The organism is Actinomycetota bacterium (genome assembly GCA_035640355.1).
Classification (GTDB): domain Bacteria; phylum Actinomycetota; class UBA4738; order UBA4738; family HRBIN12; genus CALGFI01.
Genome location: DASQWI010000009.1, coordinates 44255 through 67032 on the forward strand (window position 1 = coordinate 44255; position 22778 = coordinate 67032).

General features: G+C 68.6%; 21 protein-coding genes and 1 pseudogene. 9 read left to right on the top strand and 13 right to left on the bottom strand.

The window, feature by feature from the left end:
* Position 1: 1 nt before the first annotated feature.
* Positions 2–1282: an alanine racemase gene (locus VFA08_04695; protein HYZ12888.1), complete on the bottom strand. Its 1281-nt coding sequence runs from the start codon at positions 1280–1282 to the stop codon at positions 2–4.
* Positions 1283–1323: 41 nt separating this feature from the next.
* Here VFA08_04695 and VFA08_04700 point away from each other — a divergent pair, with 41 nt between their 5' ends.
* Positions 1324–2556 (top strand): DegT/DnrJ/EryC1/StrS family aminotransferase, encoded by a 1233-nt coding sequence (locus VFA08_04700; protein HYZ12889.1) that lies wholly within the window; start codon positions 1324–1326, stop codon positions 2554–2556.
* On the opposite strand, the gene VFA08_04705 is transcribed toward VFA08_04700, so the two are convergent.
* Entirely contained in the window at positions 2553–3836 is a 1284-nt protein-coding gene (locus VFA08_04705; GenBank protein ID HYZ12890.1) for a 6-phospho-beta-glucosidase, read from the bottom strand. The two genes, VFA08_04700 and VFA08_04705, sit on opposite strands and share 4 nt — an antisense overlap.
* Positions 3837–3937: 101 nt before the next feature.
* Here VFA08_04705 and ugpC point away from each other — a divergent pair, with 101 nt between their 5' ends.
* Genes ugpC through VFA08_04730 form a run of 5 tightly spaced genes read left to right on the top strand, consistent with a single transcriptional unit; the run spans position 3938 to position 8509 of the window.
* Positions 3938–5128, top strand: coding sequence for a sn-glycerol-3-phosphate ABC transporter ATP-binding protein UgpC (ugpC, locus tag VFA08_04710; GenBank protein HYZ12891.1), 1191 nt, complete (start codon positions 3938–3940; stop codon positions 5126–5128).
* A gap of 46 nt (positions 5129–5174) precedes the next feature.
* Complete coding sequence (gene mug, locus VFA08_04715; protein ID HYZ12892.1) at positions 5175–5771, top strand: G/U mismatch-specific DNA glycosylase; 597 nt, start codon at positions 5175–5177, stop codon at positions 5769–5771.
* Positions 5768–6373: a polysaccharide deacetylase family protein gene (locus VFA08_04720; protein HYZ12893.1), complete on the top strand. Its 606-nt coding sequence runs from the start codon at positions 5768–5770 to the stop codon at positions 6371–6373. Before mug ends, VFA08_04720 begins: the two co-directional genes overlap by 4 nt.
* Positions 6370–7383, top strand: coding sequence for a BadF/BadG/BcrA/BcrD ATPase family protein (locus VFA08_04725; GenBank protein ID HYZ12894.1), 1014 nt, complete (start codon positions 6370–6372; stop codon positions 7381–7383). Before VFA08_04720 ends, VFA08_04725 begins: the two co-directional genes overlap by 4 nt.
* A 52-nt stretch (positions 7384–7435) precedes the next feature.
* Positions 7436–8509: an SIS domain-containing protein gene (locus VFA08_04730; GenBank protein HYZ12895.1), complete on the top strand. Its 1074-nt coding sequence runs from the start codon at positions 7436–7438 to the stop codon at positions 8507–8509.
* Positions 8510–8579: 70 nt separating this feature from the next.
* Here the strand turns inward: VFA08_04730 and VFA08_04735 are convergent, their stop codons facing one another.
* Entirely contained in the window at positions 8580–9752 is a 1173-nt protein-coding gene (locus VFA08_04735) for a M20 family metallopeptidase (GenBank protein HYZ12896.1), read from the bottom strand.
* A 93-nt stretch (positions 9753–9845) separates the two neighbouring features.
* On the opposite strand from VFA08_04735, the gene VFA08_04740 reads away from it, so the two are divergent.
* Complete coding sequence (locus VFA08_04740; GenBank protein HYZ12897.1) at positions 9846–10508, top strand: lysophospholipid acyltransferase family protein; 663 nt, start codon at positions 9846–9848, stop codon at positions 10506–10508.
* A gap of 6 nt (positions 10509–10514) precedes the next feature.
* Here VFA08_04740 and VFA08_04745 read toward each other — a convergent pair whose 3' ends face one another.
* The 4 genes and pseudogenes from VFA08_04745 to VFA08_04760 all read right to left on the bottom strand — a co-directional run bounded on the left by VFA08_04745 (position 10515) and on the right by VFA08_04760 (position 14474).
* Complete coding sequence (locus VFA08_04745; GenBank protein ID HYZ12898.1) at positions 10515–11243, bottom strand: DUF72 domain-containing protein; 729 nt, start codon at positions 11241–11243, stop codon at positions 10515–10517.
* A pseudogene (locus VFA08_04750) lies at positions 11243–11815 on the bottom strand (alpha/beta family hydrolase). The gene VFA08_04745 and the pseudogene VFA08_04750 overlap by 1 nt, the downstream one beginning before the upstream one ends.
* 77 nt (positions 11816–11892) lie before the next feature.
* Positions 11893–12825, bottom strand: coding sequence for a sigma-70 family RNA polymerase sigma factor (locus VFA08_04755; GenBank protein HYZ12899.1), 933 nt, complete (start codon positions 12823–12825; stop codon positions 11893–11895).
* A gap of 266 nt (positions 12826–13091) precedes the next feature.
* The gene (locus VFA08_04760; protein ID HYZ12900.1) at positions 13092–14474 is read right to left on the bottom strand and encodes a MoaD/ThiS family protein; all 1383 of its coding nucleotides are present in this window, start codon (positions 14472–14474) and stop codon (positions 13092–13094) included.
* 59 nt (positions 14475–14533) lie between these two features.
* Between VFA08_04760 and VFA08_04765 the strand changes: the two genes are divergently transcribed.
* The gene (locus tag VFA08_04765; protein HYZ12901.1) at positions 14534–15439 is read left to right on the top strand and encodes an alpha/beta fold hydrolase; all 906 of its coding nucleotides are present in this window, start codon (positions 14534–14536) and stop codon (positions 15437–15439) included.
* A 24-nt stretch (positions 15440–15463) separates the two neighbouring features.
* Here VFA08_04765 and VFA08_04770 read toward each other — a convergent pair whose 3' ends face one another.
* Genes VFA08_04770 through VFA08_04785 form a run of 4 tightly spaced genes read right to left on the bottom strand, consistent with a single transcriptional unit; the run spans position 15464 to position 18507 of the window.
* Positions 15464–16381, bottom strand: coding sequence for a DMT family transporter (locus VFA08_04770; GenBank protein HYZ12902.1), 918 nt, complete (start codon positions 16379–16381; stop codon positions 15464–15466).
* A gap of 3 nt (positions 16382–16384) precedes the next feature.
* Entirely contained in the window at positions 16385–17098 is a 714-nt protein-coding gene (locus tag VFA08_04775) for an alanyl-tRNA editing protein (GenBank protein HYZ12903.1), read from the bottom strand.
* A 36-nt stretch (positions 17099–17134) separates the two neighbouring features.
* Positions 17135–17680 carry a DUF1684 domain-containing protein gene (locus VFA08_04780; GenBank protein ID HYZ12904.1) on the bottom strand — a complete coding sequence of 182 codons (546 nt, stop codon included), beginning with the start codon at positions 17678–17680 and terminating at the stop codon, positions 17135–17137.
* Positions 17681–17721: 41 nt separating this feature from the next.
* Positions 17722–18507 carry an alpha/beta fold hydrolase gene (locus VFA08_04785; protein HYZ12905.1) on the bottom strand — a complete coding sequence of 262 codons (786 nt, stop codon included), beginning with the start codon at positions 18505–18507 and terminating at the stop codon, positions 17722–17724.
* Between the two features lie 39 nt (positions 18508–18546).
* Here VFA08_04785 and VFA08_04790 point away from each other — a divergent pair, with 39 nt between their 5' ends.
* Positions 18547–18840 (top strand): hypothetical protein, encoded by a 294-nt coding sequence (locus VFA08_04790; protein HYZ12906.1) that lies wholly within the window; start codon positions 18547–18549, stop codon positions 18838–18840.
* A 19-nt stretch (positions 18841–18859) separates the two neighbouring features.
* Here VFA08_04790 and VFA08_04795 read toward each other — a convergent pair whose 3' ends face one another.
* On the bottom strand, positions 18860–19393 hold the full coding sequence (locus VFA08_04795) for a DinB family protein (protein HYZ12907.1): 534 nt from the start codon (positions 19391–19393) through the stop codon (positions 18860–18862).
* The gene (locus tag VFA08_04800) at positions 19393–22761 is read right to left on the bottom strand and encodes an MFS transporter (GenBank protein ID HYZ12908.1); all 3369 of its coding nucleotides are present in this window, start codon (positions 22759–22761) and stop codon (positions 19393–19395) included. Before VFA08_04800 ends, VFA08_04795 begins: the two co-directional genes overlap by 1 nt.
* Between the last annotated feature and the right edge of the window lie 17 nt (positions 22762–22778).

The window sequence follows — 22778 nt, forward strand, 5'->3', positions numbered from 1 at the left end:
CTCAGAAGAACGTGGCCACTGCGTCGGCAACGCGATCGTTCGCGTCGAGCACCGGGATCACCCGCCATCGGTCGAAGGCGCTGCACGGGTGCGAGATACCACACTTCACCAGATCGCCGACGTCGAGCGCGACGTCCTCCTCGACACGGATGAACGCGTGCTGATCGTTGAGGTCCGTCACGACGCAGCCGTCGAGCGGTCGCTCCTCGCCTGAGCTCGACCTGACGGCCATGGGGATCGGCATGCCCTGGTCGAATGGAACGTCGCGACGCCCGAACCCCGCGATCGCCATCCGGCGTTCCGGTCGCGACAGCACCGGGCCCCACACCTCCATGGCCGAGCGGAACCGCGAGGCGCTCTCGGACTGGCCGGCGAACGGCGACAACCGCTCGTACATTCCGGAATCGTGCGTCAGGTAGCAACCGGACCGCAGGATGACCCGCGCGGGCACATGGCCGGGCCACATGTCGTGGAGGCGTTCCACGACCACGTCGAAGAACGCGCTTCCGCCGGCGGTGAGGACGACACCATCGTCCAACCCGCCACCCTTCACGAGCGCCTCGCCGAGGCCGCGCACCGCGTCGAGATACTCGCGGACGCGATCGAGGCATGCCTCCGACCGGTCCCGGCAGACGAGTCCTTCGTACCCGGCGACACCGGCCAGCCGAAGCGTGCTCGATGCACGAACGCGTTCGGCCACGCCGATCGCCTCCTCCACCGTTCTCGCGCCGGTGCGGCCGCCGAGAAAGCCGAGCTCGACGAGAACGTCGAGTCGTCTCGGTGCGTTCGCGTCGGCTAAACGCGCGTCGAGGGTCTCCACCCCGCGCGCCGAGTCGACATAGCAGAGGAGCTCGACCTCGGGGTCGCGGAGCGCGTTCGCCGCCCACGCGATCGACGCGCGATCGACGAGCTCGTTCGCGATCACGATCCGCCGTACCCCGACCTCGCGCATCACGCGCGCCTGCGAGGCCGTCGCGGCAGTGATGCCCCACGCACCGGCCTCGAGCTGTCTGGCCCAGAGCTGCGGCGCCATCGACGTCTTGCCGTGCGGCGCCAGGTCAACGCCGGAGCGGTCGCAGAACGCCGCCATCAACGCGAGGTTGTGGCGAAGCGCGTCCTCGCGAAGGAGCAGCACGGGAGGTTCGAGGTCGTCGAAGGTCCACCCCTGCATCGCGACCTCGCGCAGCGCGACGTCCTTCGCCGGGAACCCCCGCGCCAGATGGTCGACGCGGACGCCACCGGCGACGTCGTCCAACCGAAGCCGAGGATGTGGGACGCTCACCGCGCGGACGCTAGCACCGCCCATCGGAAGGAGTTGCGGAGATGCCCGAGCTGGCGATGAACGGCGGCACACCCGTCAGGGCCACGTCCTACCCCTCGTGGCCCGTTTGCGACGAACGTGACGTCGAGGCGGTCACGACCGTGGTCAAGAGTGGGTACTGGGGAGGGTTCCCCGAGCCCGGTCCGAACGCCGAGCGTTTCGAGGACGCGTTCGCCGCGTACCAGGGCGCGCGGCACGGCGTCCTGATGGCGAACGGCACCGTCACGATGGAGGTGGCGCTCAAGGCGCTCGGCATCGGCTGGGGCGACGAGGTGATCGTTCCCGCCCTGACGTTCGCGGCGACGGCCTACGCGCCGATGGCGTCGGGAGCGGTCCCGGTCATCGTGGATGTCGAGCCGCGGACGTGGACGATCGATCCGGACCAGGTCGAGGCGGCGATCACCGACCGAACGCGCGCCATCATGCCCGTCCACCTCGGCCATCAGATGGCGGACATGGACCGGCTCGAGGGGATCGCGCGACGCCACGGCCTCGCCGTCGTCGAGGACTGCGCGCACGCGCCGGGACAGCAGTGGCGCGGTCGCGGCGCGGGGTGCATCGGAGAGTTCGGCTCGTTCAGCCACCAGTCCTCGAAGATCCTCACCTCAGGCGAGGGCGGCACGCTCCTCACCAACGACGACGACCTCGCCAGGCGCGCGCACTCGATCGTGGACTGCGGTCGAGCGAAGGACCCGGACGAGAAGGAGTTCACGTTCGGCGCGAACTACCGGTTGGGCGAGCTCCACGCCGCGCTCCTGGTGGTCGGCATGGAACGGTTCCCCGAACAGCAGCGCGAGCGGGCCGAGGCGGGGAAGGAACTGGAGCGATTGCTCGCTGACGTCCCGGGCGTCCGCGTCATGCCGGCCGACGAACGGATCACCCGATGGAGCTTCTACAACTACATCTTCGCCATCGATCCAGACTCGTTCGGCGGCCGGACGAACGAGGTCGTGTGCGCAGCGCTCGAGGCCGAGGGCATCCCGGCCGAGGTCCAGTACCCGCCGATGAGCCGGTACGAGCTGTTCCAGACGTCGCTTTCGCGGCTGCCCGTCGCCGTCGAGCATGCCGATCGGTTGGATCCGCAGCGGATGTCATTTCCCGTTGCCGAGGCGGCGGGCCTGCGCGAATCCGTGTACCTGATGGAGAACGTGTTCCGCGACGGCTCCCGCGGCGTCCAGGACGTCGTCGAAGCGCTGACCAAGGTGCAGCGGAACGCCGACGAGCTGCCCGCCTAGTTCGGGAAGAACCGCGGCAAGTGCTCGCGGTTGGCTTCGAGGAGCGCGTCGAGCAGCGGGCGGGCGACGTCGTAGCCACCGACGAGGGGGTTAGTCATCAGCGCCTTGAGCGCGAGAACACGGTCGCCGGACGTCGCGGCGTCGATCGTGAGGAGCTCGTACGCCTTCGCGTGCTCGACGAGGCCGAGCATCTCAGGGGCGAGCGGGGCGACGTGGAGGGGGTGCGCGCCGTCGTGGTCGATCGTCGCGGCAACCTCCACCACCGCGTCGGTCGGCAGGTTGGGGATCGCGCCGTCGTTGCGGACGTCGACCACCTGCACGTCCCCCGTGCCGGCGTGCAACGAGGCGACGAGCGCCGCCGCCGCGTCGCTGTAATAGGCGCCGCCGCGTTGCTCGAGCAGCTTCGGCTTCACGTCGAGCGACGGATCGCGGTACAGCTCGAGCAGCCCGGCCTCGATCCGCATGACCTCCTCGGCGCGAGTGCCTCCCGAACGCTGGCGCTCGAGCACCTCGTTCGTGAAGTAGTAGTAGTGCAAGTACGAGCTGGGCACGGCTCGGAGCGCGGCGAGCAGCTCGGCGGGCATCTCGCTCTGCTCCGCGACGCTGTCCATATCGGTGCCGAGCAGCTCGGGCAACCGGTCGACGCCGTCGACGAACACTGCTCGCTCCCACGACAGGTGGTTCAGCCCGACGTGCTCGAGCTGGACGCGTTCGGGCTCCACGCCCAGTTGCTTCGCGACCCCCCGCTGCATGTTGATCGCCACGTTGCACAGCCCCAGGGCGCGGTGTCCCCTGTCGAGAAGCGACTGCGTGATCAACCCCGTCGGGTTGGTGAAGTCGACGAGCCAGGCCCCCGGCGCCCCACGGCGCTCGATCTCCTCCGCGAGCTCGAGCACGACCGGAACGGTTCGGAGCGCCTTGGCGAACCCTCCCGGCCCGGTGGTCTCCTGCCCAACGCAGCCGAACCGCAAAGGGATCGTCTCGTCGTTCAGCCGCGCAGCCTGGCCGCCGACGCGGAGCTGCACGATGACGAACTGCGCCCCGTCGAGCGCCTCGTCGCGCCGCGACGTCCGGACGAGCGTCCCGGTCCACCCCGCGCGGCGGAGCATCCGATCAGCGAGACCGCCCACGACGTCGAGGCGTTTGGCGTCCACATCGAGGAGAACGAGCTCGTCGACCGTCAAACGGTCGTCACGGGTGACGAAGCCCTCGACCAGCTCGGGCGTGTACGTGCTCCCGCCACCGACGACCGCGATCTTGACGCCCACGTCGGCGGGCATCGTACACTCGTCCATCGAAATCGTTAGGAAACTTTCCTGATTGCCCTTGACGCCGGATCGGGAGCGCGCGGAGACTCTCCGCGACGCCGAGGGGGCTGACGATGGCGCGGATCGTCCTCGAGAACGTAACGAAAGTCTTCGGCGATGACGTCATCGCGGTCGACGACGTCTCGCTCGAGATCGGCGACGGCGAGTTCATGGTGTTGGTCGGTCCCTCTGGGTGCGGCAAGTCCACGATCCTGCGGATCGTCGCCGGGCTGGAGGACGTCACGGCCGGCGAGGTCAACATCGGTGACACGCAGGTCACGGACCTGCCACCGAAGGAACGCGACATCGCGATGGTGTTCCAGAACTACGCGTTGTATCCGCATATGACCGTAGAGCAGAACATTGGGTTCGGCCTGAGGCTGTCGCGGCGACCCAAGGACGAGATCCGACGGCGCGTTCACGACGTCGCGACGACCCTCGGGCTGGAGCGGTTGCTCGAACGCAAGCCGGCGGAGCTCTCGGGGGGCCAACGGCAGCGCGTCGCGATGGGACGCGCGATGGTGCGCGAACCGCAAGCCTTCCTCATGGACGAGCCGCTGTCGAACCTCGACGCCAAGCTCCGCGTTCAGATGCGCGCCGAGCTCGCCCGGCTTCACGAGCGTCTGGGGACGACGACGCTCTACGTCACGCACGACCAGGTCGAGGCTATGACGCTCGGCCACCGGGTCGCCGTCCTGCGAGACGGGATGTTGCAGCAAATCGACACGCCGCAGAACCTGTACTCGCGTCCTGCCAACCTGTTCGTGGCGGCGTTCATCGGTTCGCCGCCCATGAACCTGGTGGAGGCGACCGTCTCCGATGGAAGGGTCGCGTTCGGCGAACACGAGATTGCGCTCCCGAACGGGCTCCCGGACGCCGCCGGTGGGACCGTGATCCTGGGGATCCGACCGGCCGACTTCGAGGACGCGGACGTCTGGCACGACGCGCGCCGCCCCACCATCGAGGTGACCGCCGAGGTCACCGAGGAGCTCGGCTCGGAGATGAATGTCATCTTCCCGGTCCAGGCGCCTCCGGTCCTGACCGAGGACACGCTGGCCGCGGCGACCGACGTGGAAGACGACGCCGTGCAGCTCATGGCGGAGATCCACGAGCGAGCTCGCTTCTGCGCGCGAGTCGACGCCAGGAGCAAGATCCGCCCCGGCGCTACCGCTCGCCTGTCCGTGGATCCGGGGCGGTTCCACTTCTTCGATCCCGCCACCGGCCAGGCGCTCGAGCGCGCTCGCGCGATGTCGGCGTCGGTGTGAGCGCCGGCGTATCGGTGCTCCCACCCGCTCCGTAGCGGCCGGCCGGATGGCTCGCCGAACGGGCTCGGCCGCCCACCAGCGGGAGGTTCCATGGAAGCCGACGCGCGAACAGCTCGCGGCCGCACGCGGCGCGACGGTGCCGGACGTGCTCGCGCCGGGACTCGACGTGCTGTTCGTCGGGATCAATCCGGGGCTGTACTCGGGCGCGGTCGGGCACCATTTCGCACGTCCCGGCAACCGATTCTGGAAAGCGTTGCACGCGAGCGGGTTCACGGATCGCGTCCTTTCGCCGTTCGACGAGCGCGATCTACTGAAACTCGGGGCCGGCGTCACCAACATCGTCGACAGCGCGACTGCGACAGCGGACGAGCTGTCGCGTGACGAGCTGCGGGCGGGCACACACGCGCTCGAGCTGCGGGTCCGGCGGGCGCGACCTCGTGTCGTGGCCTTCCTCGGCATCGGCGCGTACCGTGCCGCGTTCGGTCGGCCGAAGGCCCAACTCGGGCCGCAGGACGAGACGTTCGGCGGAGCTCGCGTCTGGGTGCTTCCCAACCCGAGCGGGCTGAACGCGTCGTACCAGGTCCCCGCGCTCGCGGCGTGGCTCCGCAAGCTGCGACATGCAGTTCGGGACGACCTCACGTGATACGCGTCGCCCTCACCTTCGACGCGGAGCACCCGGACCGATCGGCGTGGTCGCAAGTGAACGCCGGGCGCATCCTCGACGAGCTCGCGGCGGCCGGCGTCCGATGCACGTTCTTCGTCCAGTCGCGATGGGCTGAAGCCGAGCCGGTCGTCGCTCGACGGATCGCGGCCGAAGGCCACCTGATCGGCAACCACTCCGCGTACCACGCGCGGATGACGTTGCTCAGCGACGACGGCGTTCGGGCAGATGTCGCGCATGCCGAGCGCACGATCGCGACGATCACCGGGGCCGACACGAAGCCGTGGTTCCGCTGCCCGTTCGGCGACGGCTACGACGACGATCGCGTGCTCTCGCTCCTCGACGGGATCGGCTATCGGAACGTGCACTGGAACGTCGAGCCGTCGGACTGGGAGCCGTCGCGAACGGCCGGCGATGTTGCCCACGACACAACCGCTCGCGCGCTCGAACGCGGAGACGGCGCGGTCGTCCTCCTTCATACGTGGCCAGACGCCACGTCGGGGGCGATCGCCTCGATCGTCGACGGCCTCACCCGCGCGGGCGCGACGCTCGTCACCGTCGACGAGCTGGACGCTCTGCCGTGAAACCGGCGGCGGTTCTGGCGATCGACGGCGGCGGCTCGAAGATGGACGCGGTCGTCCTGGGGGCCGACGGCGAGCTGCTCGGTTCGGCTCGCGTGCCCCCTGTCGGGAGCGACGGCCGTGATCCCGACTACCTGGAGCGACTGGAAGCGGCCGTCAACGCGGTGTTCGACGCGGTGGGACTCGATCCGTCGAGCGGCCCTGTCGCGCGCGTGGGCGTGTTCTGCGTCGCCGGGGCCGACCTCTCCGCCGACGAGCGGCGAATCCTCAAGTGGCTCCGAGCGCGAAAGTGGACCGACGACACGCTGCTTCGCAACGACACGTTCGCGGTCCTTCGCGCGGGCACGGACCGAACGTGGGGCGTGGGCATAGTCTGTGGGTTCGGCACGAACTGCGCGGCGGTCGCACCCGATGGACGAACCTTCCGATTGCCGGCGCTCGGGTGGATCGCCGGCGACTGGGGCGGCGGTTCGGACCTGGGCGAGAAAGCCGTCTGGCACACGATGCGCGCGCACGACGGTCGCGGGAAGCGGACCGTCCTGGCAACCGCGGTTCCGGTGCACTTCGGGCTGAGGGGACCTCATCAGGTCATGGAGGCGCTGTACTCGGGCGAGATCGGCGTGCAGCGGGTGGCGACGCTCGCCCCGGTGGTGTTCCGGGTCGCAGCGGAGGGTGATCTGGTGGCGCGATCGCTCGTCGAGCGCCAGGCGGACGAGGTGGCCACGATGGCCGGCGCCGCGATCAAGAAGCTTCGAATGTCGAAACTCGACGTCGACGTGGTCTTGGGAGGCGGCATCTTCCGAAACGGCTATCGACCGTTCTTCGAGCGGATCGAGAACGGCGTCCGGTCGGTCGCTCCCGCGGCGAACGTCTCGGTGCTGATGGTGCCGCCCGTCGTCGGGGCCGCGCTGCTGGGGCTCGATCGCCTCGATGCGCCGAGCCAGACGAAGGAACGCGTCCGACGTGCGCTGACCCACGACGCGCTGGCGGCTGGACGACGAAGTGGCCGATGACAGTGGCGATGCTCAGATTCCGGCGCCGACCGGGCACGTAGACTCGGTAGCCATGCGTTCCCTCGACGGATTTTCCGACCCGTTCTTCGCCGAGATCGCCGGCCAGCCGGACGCGATGCGGCGCGCCGCGGCCGCGCTCCTCGACCAGCGCGACCATCTCGACCGCGTTCGCGAGGCGGCGTCCGTTTCGCCGACGATCGTGTTCACCGGCATGGGGAGCTCATACGACGCGTGCTACCCGGCGGTGAACGACCTGGCGGGCCGAGGCGTTTCGTCGCTCCTCGTCGACACCGCCGAGCTCTTGCACTTCCGCCGGCCGATCCTGAACGCCAAGACGCTCGTCGTGATCGTCAGCCAATCGGGCGAGAGCGCCGAGATCGTCAAGCTCGTCAGCGCGATCGCCAAGCAACGCCTGAGACCCTTCGTCATCTCGATCACGAACGGTCTCGACAACGACCTCGCCCGTCGGTCGGACGTCAAGCTCGACACGTGGGCGGGCAGGGAGGTCGGCCCGTCGACGATGACGTTCGCCGCGGCGATGGCGACGCTTTCGGGGATCGCGCGTCTGCTCGCCGGCGACAGCGTCGACACGGCGGTCGATCGGACGCGGACCGCAGCGGAGGGCGCCGCGCTCTCGGCCGAGCGTTTGCTCGAAGATCCCGAACGCACCGCTGCGGATCTCGCCGAGTGGCACGGCGGGCGAGAGCTGATGGTGATCCTCGGCCGTGGCCCGGCACGCGCCGCGACCGAGATGGGCGCGCTCACGTTGAAGGAATCCGGCGTGATGGCGGAGTCCTTCGAGGCCGGCGCGTTCCGTCACGGTCCGCTGGAGCTCGCCGGACCGTCCATGACGGCGATCGTCCTCGCCACCGAACCCGAGACACGGCGACTCGATCTTGGACTGGCCGCCGACCTCATCGATACCGGCGCGAACGTTCTCGTCGTGACGCCCGACGGGGAGGCGCCGAAGCGCGCGCGCGCCGTCGCGACCGGCTATCTCGACCGCGCGCTGATCTCGGCCGTGTCCATCATTCCCGTGCAGTTGCTCGCGTGGCGGCTCGCCCAAGCCCGCGGGCGAACACCGGGCCAGTACACCCGCGCGTCGAAGGTAACGACGCGCGAGTAGCTGCACTTCCCCCGAACAACCTCGTTCCGAGCGCCGTGTCGACGGCCGCGATCGGCCACGGGCCGATCGGTCAGAAGGAATCGTCGAGCTTGGAGACCAGGCCGGCGAGCAACGAGATCCTCGGAACGACGCTAGAGACGTCGATCCACTCGCGCGGGCCGTGGTCGTCGCCGCCGATGGGACCGAGCCCGTCGAGCGTGGGGACTCCCGCGGCGGACGTCGTGTTCGCGTCGGACGCCCCACCTGTCGACGCGTCGCGGAGCTCGAAGCCGAGCTCTCGAGCGACGTCGGCGGCGAGCGCGGCGAGTTTCGCGCCACCCTCGCGCTTCTCCATCGGGCGGTGCCACTTGCCGCCGATGATCGTGGTTTCAACGTCGGGGACGGTTCGCTCGTTCGCGACGCGCTCGACCTCGGTCTCGGCCAAGACGAGCGTGTCTTCGTGGGGGCTGCGGACGTCGACGTGCATCGAGCAACGCTCGGCCACCACGTTCGGGCGCGTGCCGCCCTCGAGGATACCGACGTTCACGGTCACGCCGGGCCAACGGTCGTTGAGCGCGTGGAGGGCGATCGTCTTGTGCGCCGCCTCGAGGATGGCGCTCCGTCCGCGCTCGGGTTCGACACCCGCGTGCGCGGCGCGACCGACGAGCTCGATCCGATAGTCGCTCACGCCCTTGCGCGAGCTGACCACGTCGCCGTTCTCCCTCGCCCCTTCGAGGACGAACGCCACGTCGGCGTTCGTCGCCTCGGCGCGGATCACCTCTCGCGACCAGGGAGATCCGATCTCCTCGTCCGGGTTGCAGATGTACGTGATGCTTCCGAACCCGTCAAACCCCACCGACTGCAGCGACTCCACCGCGAAGAAGCCTGTGAGGAGCCCACCCTTCATGTCGGACACCCCAGGCCCGAACGCGCGGTCGCCGTCGACGCGAAACGGCCGGGCCGCGGCGGTTCCGAGATCGAACACCGTGTCCATGTGACCGATCATCAGGATGCGCGTTCGCCCGGTTCCATCGAGACGTCCGATGACCATGTCGCCGAGCTGCGCCTCGCCTTCTGCAGGACGATGGTCGCGGCGGTCGACCTTCCATCCGCCGTTCTCGAATCGGGCCTGACACAGATCGGCGATTTCGTTCACGCCCTTCGTTGTGTAGGAACCGCAGTCGACGTTGACCATCCGCTCGAGAAGCGAGACGAACTCGTCATAGCGTTCGGCGGCGTGCTGCTCAAAGGCTCTGACGTCCACGGGTCCCGCAGTATATGGAGCGGGCGGAAGGCCAGACATCGATCGAGGCGGCAAACCCATCCCGGGACGAATTGCCCGCTACCATCCGCCGCGATGCGAGGCCCCGGCGACCTCAACGTGTGGTGGCGTCTCGGGATCGCCGTCCTCGGACCAGTTGCGCGCGCCCTCTTCCGCATCCGGGTCGTCGGGGCCGGGCACGTCCCTTGGGACAGCGCGGCGATCGTCGCTTCGAACCACGTCAGCGCCTTGGACGGCCCGATCCTCGCCGTCGTCATCGCACGGGAACGCTACCGGATGACCCGGTTCGTCACGGGAGCGGAATTCTTCGAGCGACCTGCGTACGGGTGGATCCTGCGGCTGTTTCGTCAGATACCGATCCACCGCGGCACGGGAGATGATCGCGCGCTGGACGAGGCGGTGGGTACCGTTCGCTCCGGCGCGGTCGCCGGCATCTTCCCCGAGGGTCGGGTCAACGCGGCTCCCGACGACGGCATGCAACGTGGCCGGACCGGCGTCGGCCGGATCGCGCGCGCGGCCGAGGTACCGATCGTACCCGTCGCCATCTGGGGAACCCAACATCGATGGCCTCGCCAAGGCCTCTGCTGGAACCGCCCTTGGCGCACCACGGTCGCCGTCGCCTTCGGCCCCCCGCTCAGGGTCGACGCCTCAGACGACGCAGCGGAACTCGCGGCCAAAGTGATGGATTCGATCGAGGACTCACTCGACCGGGCTCGACACCTTCGCGGCGACGGGTAGCTCGCCTCAGGCCACGCGTTGCTCGCTCCGCCCGAGCACGTCTCGCAGGAACAACGCGTCTCGAACGGCGGCGCCGCCGTGATCGTTGTTGAAGAACGCCCAAACCTCTCGCGCGGGTAGCGTCGAGATCCGCTCGGCCCATCGCCGCAGCTTGCTCCTCCGGTAGTCCGGCCCGACACCTGTGCCCTGGTGGAATCGGATGTACGACCAGCCACCGGTCACGACCAGCGGTCCTCGGAATCCCGGCCGGTCGGCGAGGACCAACGCATATCCCCCATCGTCGAGCACACCGAGCACCTCGTCCTTCAGCCACGACGTATCGCGGAACTCGAACGCGGCCCGCATCTCCCGCGGCAGCCACGAGACGAAGTCACGAAGCCGCGCGACGTCGGCCGGAAACCGCGGCGGCAGCTGGAACAGAACGGGCCCGAGCTTCGAGTCGAGGCCCGTCGCACGCTCCCAGAAGAGCTTCACCCCGTCCTCGGCCTCCCTGAGCCGCTTCAGGTGCGTGAGGTACCGGCTGGCCTTGACGACGAACGTGAACCGGTTCGGCGTGCGGGCGCGCCACCTCTCGAATGTCGCGCGTTCCGGCAGGCGGTAGAAGGAGTTGTTCACCTCGACGACGTCGAACACCTCTGCGTACCGCTCGAGCCACCGGTCCTGAGGCAGACCGTCGTCGTAGAGGACGCCCCGCCAGTCCCGGTACTGCCAGCCGCTCGTACCGATACGGATCATCACGCCGACCGTACCCGTTCGCCGAGGTTCCGAACGAACCAGGACGTCGCCAGGTCCGCGACGATCTCCAGCGCGCCGGGCTCCTCGAACAGGTGTGTGGCGCCGGGCACGACCTTGACGCGAGTCTCGGCGCGGATCCGCTCAGCTGCAACGCGGTTCAGATCGAGAACGTCGGGGTCGTTGGATCCGACGATCAGGAGCACCGGCGCCGTCACGCGTTGCAACACGTCGCCGGCCAGATCGGGACGCCCGCCCCGTGAAACGATCGCTCCCACGTTCGCCTCGTCGAACGTCGATGCCACGAGCGCGGCGGCCGCACCGGTGCTCGCGCCGAACAGTCCTAACGGCAGCGCCCGGACTTCGTCAGCAGCACGCACCGCGACGATCGCTGCTCCGAGCCGTGACGCCAGAAGCTCGATGTCGAACACCAGCGCGCGATCGGCCGCCTCGGCCCGCGTGAGCAGATCGAACAGCAGCGTCGCGAGCCCGGCGACGTTCAGGCGCTCGGCGACCGCGACGTTGCGGGGCGAGCGGCGGCTCGAGCCGCTCCCGTGGGCGAACACGACGACGCCGCCCGCGTCCCCGGGGACGATGAGATCACCGGGGAGCTGAGCGACGTCGGTGTGGATCTGGATCGAACGACGAACCGTCACATCGCCGCGACGGCGGAGATCAGGTTCGAGTCGCGCAGCTTGCGAAGCGCCTCTCGCTCGATGAGCCGCACCCTCTCGCCGGAGAGGCCGAGCACCTTGCCGGTCTCTCGGAGCGATAGCGGCTGACCGTTCTCGAGCCCGTACCGCAGCGCGACGACGTGGCGCTCCCGCTCGTCGAGGACGTGCTCGACGGCGGTACCGATCTCGTCGCGGAGCAGCGCGTCCTCGACCTCGTTGAACGGCGCGTCCGAGTCGACCTCCTCGATGAGGTCACCGAGCTCGGTGTCCTCACCCACGGGCGACTGCAGCGACAGCGGCTCGCGGCGGCCCATCTCCGTCAGGTCGTCGATCTCGTCGACCGTCGTGTCGAGCGCCTTGGCGAGCTCGTCTCGCGATGGCTCGCGCCCCATCGACTGCGCGAACTGGAACCGCGTGCGGTTCAGCTTGCGCAGCCGGTCGTGGATGTGCACGGGCAGCCGGATCGAACGCGACCGGTCGGCGATGGCGCGCGTGATGCCCTGGCGGATCCACCACGTGGCGTACGTGGAGAACTTGAATCCCCGGCGCCAGTCGAACAGCTCGACCGCGCGCATCAGACCGATGTTGCCCTCCTGGATCAGGTCGAGCAGCGGCAGCCCCTGGCCCTGGTACTTGCGCGCCACCGAAACGACCAGCCGGAGGTTGGCCATGATGAACCGCTGACGCGCGGCCTCGGCCTTCCGGACTTCCTGGCGCGCCTTCATGATCGACTTCTCCGAGCGAAGACGCCCGGCGCGCAGGCGCTCCTCGGCCTCCTTACCGTGCTCGATGAGGATGGCGAGCTCGACCTCCTCCTCCTTGGTGAGGAGTGGCTCGCGCGCCGCGGCCTCGAGGTACAGCCTCAGGTCGTCGGCGTCATCCGTTCCGAGCGGTCGTGCGGGCTCCGGCATCTGTTCCTCTCGCTCCCTCCCGGCTCCCATCGGGGGCGCGCTTCGCCCTCGGAAAGGGGACCGGGACCTTCTCTCGCGCGTTCGTGTCGGGGACGCGAAAAAATCGGCCTCCCCGGGCCATCGACCGCATGCTATCGATGGGGCGATGTTCCTGTAAAGGCCCTGCCTATGGAGACATCGTTGCGATGCGATCTATTCCCGTCTTCGGGCCACTCGACGCAGGTTGAACACACCCGGGGGGCCCCCTATTGGGCCTACGTCAGACGTCACGCGACCCGAACGGACAGGACCGGCGCGATGTCCCCGGCCGTGAGCGACCACGTCGCGCCGCCGTCCGCGGAACCGAACACCTCGCCGGACGTGGCCCCGAAATACAGGCCCAGGGGAGTCCCACCGTCCTGCGCGAACGCCTGCCGGAGCACCGTGAGGTATCCGCTCTGAGGCAAACCCTCAGCGTGAGCTGTCCATGAACCGCCCGCGTCGCGTGTCTCGAAGACACGGACCCGACCCTCGGCCGTCACGCGATCCCCGTCGGAATTGAGCGGGATGACGTAGGCCGAGTCGGGATCGTCCGGGTCGATCACTATGGGAAAGCCGAAATCGGACGGGAGCCCCTCCGCGATGCTGGTCCACGACATCCCTGCGTCATCGGACCGGTAGACCCCCCCATGGAACTGCATCATCAGGCGTTCCGGACGGCCGGAAGCGCGATGCATGTTGTGCACACACCTGCCGAGCGGCTTCGCTCTCGCCTCCTCGGGTAGGTACCGGGGCACGATTCCGGAGTTCCCGACCTCCCACGTCTTGCCGGCATCCTCGGTGACCCACACGCCGACGGCCGAGATGCCGACCGCAAGGCGGTTGGCGTCGCCGGGCCACGGGCATATCGAGTGGACCATGAGACCGCCGGCACCCGGTCCCCATTCGGAGCGACTGGGCTGCTCCCACAACCCTCGGTTCAGCTCCCACGTCATGCCGCCGTCGCGGCTCTCGAACAGCGCCGCCGGATCGACGCCGGCGTAGAGCAGACCATCCTCCTCGCCCGGCGTGACGATCCAGATCCGAACGACGCTCGCGTCATCACCCTCGGGAAATCGAGGGCCGTCGGTTTGCTCCCAGTCGCCCGTCGGATCGTCGGACACGAACACGCGCGGGCCGAACTGACCGTGGGTAACGCTCGCGTAGTAACGGCGGGTCCGGGGATCGCGCATTGCGTACTCGACCGCCTCGCCGGGAAACGCGCGTGCGGCCACTTCCATGGGTCCGCCGCGGGAACCGCGCAGAACGAACAGGCCCTTTCTCGTCCCCACGAGCAGCTCCGAGTTCTCGTCCCTCGGGGGGCCAACGCTCACGCCTTCGCGCTCGCTTCTTGGGACCCCCGTACCCCCCGCGCCACCGGAGACCGCGCCGATGATCTCCAGGCGGTCCGCATCGGTGATCTTGGCTTCACCGTCGACGCGTTCGCCGCCGACGAACACGGCGACGTGCTCGCGAACCCGCCCCTGATCGTCGAGCACCCAGCCGGCGAGCTTTGGGTGAGCGCGCTCGAGACCACGGAGCGCCTCCTCGACGGTCGCGCCCTCGACGGAGATCTCACGCCGTCCATCGGCGCGCTCTCGAAGCGGCGGGCGAAGCCTGACGACTGCCACTGGTCGGGAGTGTAGCGACGACGGCCGACCCGTCGCTCGGCCGCGAATACAGTTGAGGCGTGACGATCGAGGTTCCGCAGAGCCGCTGGACGGATATCGACGGTTCGGTCCACTACGCCCGTTGGGATGGACCGGACGAGCGAACGTTCGTCCTCGTTCACGGTCTGGGCGGTTCGCTCCTGTCGTGGCTTCCTGTCGCAGAGGGACTCGCACGAAACGGTCGGGTGTTCGCGCTCGATCTCGCCGGCTTCGGCGACACGCCCCGCGCGGGGCGCCGCAGCCGAGTAACGGATAACCGCGCGCTGCTGTCGCGATTCATCTCCAGGATCTCCGACGGTTCGCCGGTCGTCCTGTGCGGGAACTCCATGGGCGGCGCGATCGCGATGCTCCAAGCCGCACTCGAGCCATCCTCCGTCGAGGGGCTTGTGCTCTCGAACTCCGTCTTCCCGTGGGTGCGCGGCGCCTACCCGGCGCCGATCGTGATGTTCGGCTTCGGCATGTACCAGCTGCCGCGCGTCGGCGAGTGGGCGTCTCGTCAACGAATGACGCGCCTCGAGGCCGAACGCGCGGTTCGATTGGGGCTGCGGGTGATCGCCGCGGACCCGTCCACGATCGATCCCGAGCTCGTCCGGCTCCACGTCGAGACGTTCCAGCGGCACCGCGAGGATCCGGATGCCGCGCCCGCGTTCCTCGAGGCGGCGCGCTCGTTGATGGCGCTCGGACGGCGTGCGGAGACTGCGCGGTGGATCGTCGACGCGGTCCGCTGTCCCGTGCTCGTCATCCACGGACGGCGCGATCGACTCGTTCCGCTCCACTACGCCGAGCGCGCGATCGAAGGACATCCCACGTGGGAGATGCGGGTTCTCCCCAAGGTGGGGCACATCCCGCAGATGGAGGCGGGCGATCGTTGGCTCGGCACGGTCGAGTCGTGGCTCGCCCGCCTCCCGGTCGCAGCGTCCGCCTGACGTCGTCGATCGGCGTTCCTTTGGTCAAGGGATCTGTTGCTCGCGCGGCATCGCGGCACGCGCCAGACTGGCCATCACGGCCGCCACGAGGATGAGCCCTCCTCCGATCGCCGTGCCGGCGTCGACTGCCTCGTCCAGGAACAGGTACCCGAGGAGCGCGGCCGACAGCGGCTCGGTGGCCGAGACGATCGCCGTTCGAACCGCGCCGATCCGTTGCAGGGCGCCCATGAGGCACACGAACGCACCTGCCGACGCGGCGCCCATGGCCAGCAGTGACCACCAGTCGGCGGCCGACGTCGGCGAGGTGTACCGGCCGGACACCGTCGAGAACACGAACAATCCGATCGAGGCGCCGGCGCTGATCCACATCGCGCTCGTGAGCGGATGCGTTCGGCGAAGCACAGCGTCGGCGCCGAGGAGGTAGGCGCTGTACGTCAGTGCCGCGGCGAGGGCGAACATGACGCCGGTCGTCTCGACCGACAAGCCCGCGCCGGTCCCCGCGACGATCCCCGCTCCGACCACGGCAAGCACCAACGCGGCGACGGTGAGACGAGCCGGCGCTCCGCGTCCGACGAACCATGCGCCGATCGTCACGAAGACCGGATACGTGAAGAACAGGAGCGTGACGGCGGCCGCGGTCCCGTGACGCGCGGCGGTGAAAAAGAAGGTCGCCTCGACGCCGTAGCCCAAGACGGCGAGCGCGGCGGTTCCGACGCGCTCGCCGGGCGCCGCCAGGACCGGTTTGCGCAGCGCGACCAGCACGAGCACCAACAGCGATGCGGCGATCGCGAACCGGAACGCGAGCATCGACTCCACAGCCATGCCGCGCTCCAACACGCGCTTCCCGACCACGACGATGACGCCGAACTGGAGCGATGCCGCCGCGGCGAGCACTCCGCCGAAGAGATCGCGCCGCGTCGCGGCGTCGGTTGAGGTCGTCACGCCTCAGGCGTCGACGAGCTCGATGCGCATCCGCTTGAAGGCCTTGCCCTTGTTCTCCGTCTTCGCGACTCGGACCGCACCGACCTCGCCGGTCGAGCGCACGTGCGTTCCGCCGTCGGCCTGCTTGTCGAGCCCTTCGATCTCGATCACGCGGATCGGGTCGACCGCCTCGGGGATCAGATTCACCTTCGTCCTGATCAGATCGGGATCGGCGAGCGCGACCTCGCGAGCGAGGAAGGTCACCTTTACGGGCCGGTCCGCGGAGAGTTCAGCGTTCAGCTTCTCTTCGACCTCACGTCCGAACTCCGACGTGATCGATTCGAGCTCGAAGTCCATCCGCGCTGCTCCCGGCTCCATGTTTCCGCCGGTGACCTTCGCACCGTAGTCGCGAAACACGATCGCCGAGAGCGCATGGAGAGCCGTATGCGTTCGCATGAGCGTGTGCCGACGATCCCAGTCGATATCGGCAACGACCGGCGTTCCGGCTGCTGGGGCCTTGTCGTCCACCACGTGCAGGAGCATGCCGCCGTTCTTCAAGGTGTCGGTGACTCGAGCCTCGCCGCCCTCCCACCGCAACGTCCCGGTGTCGCCGGGCTGCCCACCGCTCCGGGCGTAGAACACCGTCCGGTCCAGAACGACGCCGTCGTCGGTGACGTTGGTGACCGTCGCCTCGCACGTTCGCGCGTACGCCTCGACGGAGAACAGCTCCTCGGTCACGCTCAAGAGAGTATCGAACGACTCGAACGACACTGGCTACGAGTGGACCGGAACCTCGTGCGCGCCGGGGAAGGTCTTCTCGCCCGCGCGAATCGGAACCGTCATCCAGTTCTCGCCCGGGGGGATCGGACAGGACCAATTCGGGTTGTACGCGCAGGATGGGCTGTAGGCGTAGTTGAAATCCACGACGACGCGTCCGTCCGCGTCGGGCGGATCCACTTCGAGGTACCGGCCGGCGCCGTAGGTCTCCTTGCCGCTCGTCGTGTCGCGGAACGGCAGAAACAGATCGTGCATGTCTGGGGACGCATACAGCGTCAAGCGGGCGCGCTCGCCTTCGATATCGAACTCGATCGCGCCCGCACGGTGGTAGTCCTGCTGGTCGCCAGTCGTCGTCTGCATGACGATGCGCTCCTGGCGATCGACGCCCTCGGTGATGAGCTCGGCCCGCACGGCGAGATCCGGGTTCTCGGGGAAGTAATTCAGCCCTCCGAAGGACGAGCGCTGTTCGGGCGTGAGCGGCGACTGCGGATGCTCACGGAAGAACTCGTCCTTCTCTGCGCGGAACTCATCGAGCTCGCTCATCGCTCCATCCTCAACGCGTCGGCGCGCGCGCCCATTCCACACTACGCGGCTTCGCCGATGAACGCGGAGACGCGCTGCACGAGCGCGGGGATCTGCCGAAACAGGTCCTCTTGGTCGTCGAACGCGATCAACTCCGCGTTTGGCATGAGGTCGGACAGGATGCGCGCCACCTCGGCCAGGTGAACCTCGTCGCCCTCGATCGACACGATCAACGTGGGGATACGAACCTCTCGGAGGAGCTCTCGATCCGGGATCGGGAAATCGGTGACGGCTCCACGGATCGCGCGAGCGAGTCCGTCCGGGTCGCCGTGCTCCCACAGGACGCGGTCGAACTCCAGGCGCCACGGCGTCTCCAGATACCGAGCGACTCGCTGCGGGTCGTTCAGCACCGCGTCGAGCGTTTCCTGCGGGGTCTTGCCCTCGAGATCGCCGGCCAACCGCTGGTACCGATCGGCGAGCGTGAACGGGCGGTCGAGCCCCGCGGGTAGCAGCCACACCATCCGCTCGAACCGGTCCGGAACGCGACAGACCAGGTTCCCCAGCGCACCCGCACCGAGCGACGTTCCGACGGCGACGGTCGCGCCGAACACATTCGCCACGGCGTCCACGTCGCGAGCGAGGTCGGCGAACCGGTACCCGTCGGGGGGGCTGCTCGAGCGACCGTGTCCCCGGAAGTCGAAGCGAACCTTCGTCCCAGGCACGAGCGGTGTGAACGCCGCGAGCTCGTTGCGGTTGTTCGTCAGTCCGTGCGCTAGCACGGTGACGGGCTCCCCCTCGCCCTCGACCTCGCAGAACAGGGTGGCGTCGTCGGTCCGGATCTCCGGCACGGCATAAGGGTACGGGCGGGCTCGTAGGATCCTCGGTCCGTGCCCGAGATCACCGTCCGACCAATCGACCGCCAGTCAGACATGTCCACGTTTCACGTCGACATCCGCGACGAGGAGTCGAGCACGGAACACGAGGTCACGCTCTCCGCGCGCGACTACGACAGGCTCGGCACGGAGTACGGAACGCCCGAGGAATTCGTCCGCGCGTGCTTCGAGTTCCTGCTGGACCGGGAACCGAAAGAGTCGATCCTTCCCGGCTTCGACGTCTCGATGATCTCGAGGTACTTCCCGGAGTTCGAGTCGACGATCCAGGGGTTCGATCCGACGTCGTAGCCGCCTCGCGGGCGGTTGCCTAGACGCGAGCGGCTTCCAGGGCGCGGCGGCCCTGCGCCAGATGGAACCGGTCGTGCCCCGCGATCATGCGGAACAGGAGGTCGAAGCTCTCGTTCCCGCGTTCGGCATGGACCCCGAACCGTTGGCGCTCGGCCTGGGACGATCGTCGCCACAGCTCGATGTTCGAGGCGCGAAGCGCGACCAGAACCTCGAGCAGCCTTTGAGGGTCGTCGTCGCGGTGCCGGAGACGATCGACCCAGAGATCTTGGTCGTAACCGATGAGCGCCGGCCGGTCGTGCGCCACGATCCATCGGTACCTCGCGGACGTCACGATCTCGGCGTCCACGGCGTGACCGACACATTCGAGCACGGACCATTCCTTCGGCTCGGGCCTCTCACGAAGTCGGTCTCCGGCCTCATCGACAAGCGAGCGCCATGCCGCCGGCGCGGTCGCCTGGGCATCCGCCGGGTCGTCGTCACAGAGGAGCCCGAGCAGGTGTTGAACGTACTCCGCGGCCTGGCTGACGGGATCCGGTGACGGAGGACCCGGCATCAGCGCGCCTCCACCAGATCGTCCTGTGGCGCAAGCTCGTCTCGGATCGCGCGTGCCCACCGAGCGATCAATGCCGTGAGCAGGAGGAAGACCGCGCCCGATGCAACGAGCAGGGCGCCGGCCCGTCCTTCGTCCCACACGAGAACCAAGATGAAGGCAGGGACGATGAAGCCGAGGTTGTACGCGATGTCGAACAGCGCGAACGCACGTCCGCGGAAGTCGTCCGGCATGGCCTGCTGAACGATCGTGTCCGCCGAGATCTTCCCCAGGAAGAATGCGAAGAACCCACAGAACAGGAGGGCCGCGAACCCCGCGACGCTCACCCAGAACCCGAACACGAACGAGCTCGCGCCGAGTAGGAGCATCGAGCCGAGGAGGAGCCGTATCGGCGGAATGCGGTCCTTCCACCGCTGCGCGAGGACCAGGCCGAGACCTCCGCCGACGAGACCGCCCCCGCCGACGAGCCCCAGCGCCACCGTGTCGACGTCGCCGCCGGCGATCAACGAGCGCGCGTACAACGCGAACACACCGAGGGTGAATCCCCAGAACTGGTAGCGCAGCATCTGGAAGGACGACAGACCGAGCGCCGCGGCCGGACGGCGCGCGACCTCGCGGATGCCGTTCACGATGTCGCCGATCACTCGCTTGGCCTCTTGGGCGAACGACGTCTCGTGGGGCGACGCCTCCATCCGCCGGATCCGTCCTGCAACGACGGCCGCGACGACGAGCGCCGCCCCGCCGAGGACCACGACGATCCACGCCGGCACAGCGCCGCCGGCGCCGAATGCGACGCCCGCGCCGAGCACCTGGAACAGGGCGCCGCCCGCCTGCGACAGGCCGTTGCCGTTCAGCAGGTCGCGCCCGCGCAGGACACCGGGGAGCGCGGCGGACTTCGCGGCGAGCATGACCCTCACGCAGGCCTGCATCACGAGCATCGCGACGACGAGGCCGGCGGTCGCGGCGACGTTGCCCTCGGAGGTGTCGTCGCCGAGCGGGACGAGGATGGCGATCGCGAGCAGCGTCGTCACGACGGCGGTCGCGACGCTCGACACGGCCAGCACTCGCCGACGCTCGAACCGGTCGATGAGCACGCCGATGAACGGGGACAGGAATGTGTACGGCACGTAGAGCGCCAGCACGACCTTCAACAGGTAGTCGGCCGACGGGACCGTCGTGATGTCGAACCCCTCCTGACCGCCGAACGCGATGGACTTGGCGATCGCCCCCCGGACCAGACCGTCGGCGGCGAGGACGAGGAACTGCACGCCCATCAGCGCGGCGAAGTCCGCGTTCGAGAACGTCGAGAACATCCGGTTGAAGAACTCACCGAATGCGTTCAGCACTCGGAGGATCGGGCGCTCGCCGACGCGAAGGGCGCCGCCGAACGCCGTCGCGAGCGCAAGCGACACCCACCCGTCGGCCGTTCCGAACGGCACGCGGTGCACCGCCACGACGATCACGCCGGCGATAACCGTGAGCGCGATCGAGATGCCCGGGATCAGCGCGACCCTCAGCCACCAGTCGTCCAGTCCGACGAACCGCGCGGCGAGCGCACCGGGGACGACGAGCAACAGCCCAAGCGCGACGATCACCCACAGGTTGTGGCCGACGTTCCCGAACGCGTTCGGGTGCTCAGCGTAGAACTCGGCGACCTCCGCCTCGGCCGCGCGCGCCGCGTCCACCGAGTCTGCGGATGGGGTCGCTAGGCCCTCACCCGTCACGACCGCGACGTCGGCGCCCAGCGGCAGAAGCGACTCGTCGCCCGAGTCGAGCAGCTCCTCGTTGGCCGTACCCTCGTTGAACTGCCGGACGAGGAACACGACGGGCTCGCCGGGATACTCCTCGCGCACACGCGTGAGCTCGTCGTGGAACGCGCGGGACATCCGGTTGTAGGTCGGGTCGGTGAGGACCGTCGGCTCGTCGGCAAGGAACGAGTTCAGCGCGCCGAAGTACGTCATGGACCGCTTGACGGCATCGCCGGGCACTCCGGTCTTCGAGACGTTCGTGAACGTCTTCGACCATCCGTACGCCTGATACGTGTCGCCGAAGTCGACGATGAACACGAGCGGCGAATCGTCCGGGCGTGATTCGGCGATCGCCGTGGTCGCCGCGAGCGCCGTTCGCGTGGGCTGGTCGATCCACTGGCTGTTGGGGTCCGCCCAGTTCGACGCCTGGCGCCCGTTCACCCAGATGTAGCCGATCGAAGCGACGATCAGCACCGATGCGACGACGCCAGCGATCCGGGCGGCGCCCACGCGCCCGAGCAGCCACCTGATCGCGACGTACGCGCCGAGGCCGGTCAGTGCGAACAGCGCGACCGTCGCGTTCATGAACCGGTAGTACGGATACGCGGCGCCCGTGACCCAACCGAGGCACCCGATCAACGGCAGAAGAAGGACGGTCGAGATCGTGCCGAAGCCATCCGACGGCTGCCGGTCCCTCCTCGCGCGCCAGATCGTCCAGCCGATCGCGAGCAGGATGAGCGGAACGACGATCGCCGGCTGGAGCGAGTCGATCCAGCTGTCCAGCCGCTTCATGAAGACCTCGCGCGTGTACGGCGGCGGAAGCGCAGCGTCGGCGAGGGAGCCGGCCACGCCCCACGGCGCCGTCAGCCACGTCGCGAGGCCGAAGATCATCCCGAAGCCGGTCGCCATGAGCGAGGGCCCGAGCTCTTTCAAGGCGGGTCCCAGGTGGAATCGGCTCGTCAAGACGCGCAGGCCGAACAGCGCAGTCAACGATGCCCCGAACACGACGCACGTCGTCGGGTGCGTGTACGCGGCGGCGATCCCCAGCACGAACAGCGCGACCCGTGCGCCCCACGAGGTTCGAGCCGGTTCAAAGAAGGCGAGTATCAACGAGAGGAAGTACAGGACGACGAGGTTGTCCAGGTAGCCGACGTACGGCGTCGTCATGAACAACGCCGCCGTGGCCAGCATCACCAGAAGGAACAACAGCGGGTCGCGATGTCGCCGCCAGCTGAACGCGCCGAGCGCGAGCCCCGTGAGCGCGGGGACGCCGACCATCATGAACGTGCTGAACGTGTACAGGTCGATCCCGGCCACGCGTTGGAGGATCGAGCCGTACAGCGGGACCGAGACGCGGTACCCGCCGCCGAACATGTGAAGCGGACCCCAGTCGCCGGCGACGAGACCGGGATCGTCGTTCATGATCAGGTTCGAACGCCACGTGTACCAGGCGGGGTCGCGCGTCGGAGCGCTGATCGAAGGGTCCTGGAGGAACGTCCAGCCAAACGCCACCAGGACGATCAGCGTCGCCAGAAGCGGAACCGCCGGTGAGGCGAAGACGCTCGTGCGATCGGTCTCGGTCGTCCGAACGACCTGCCCCGGACGGTCCTTCGTCAGCGCCAACGCGTGCGGTCTCCCTC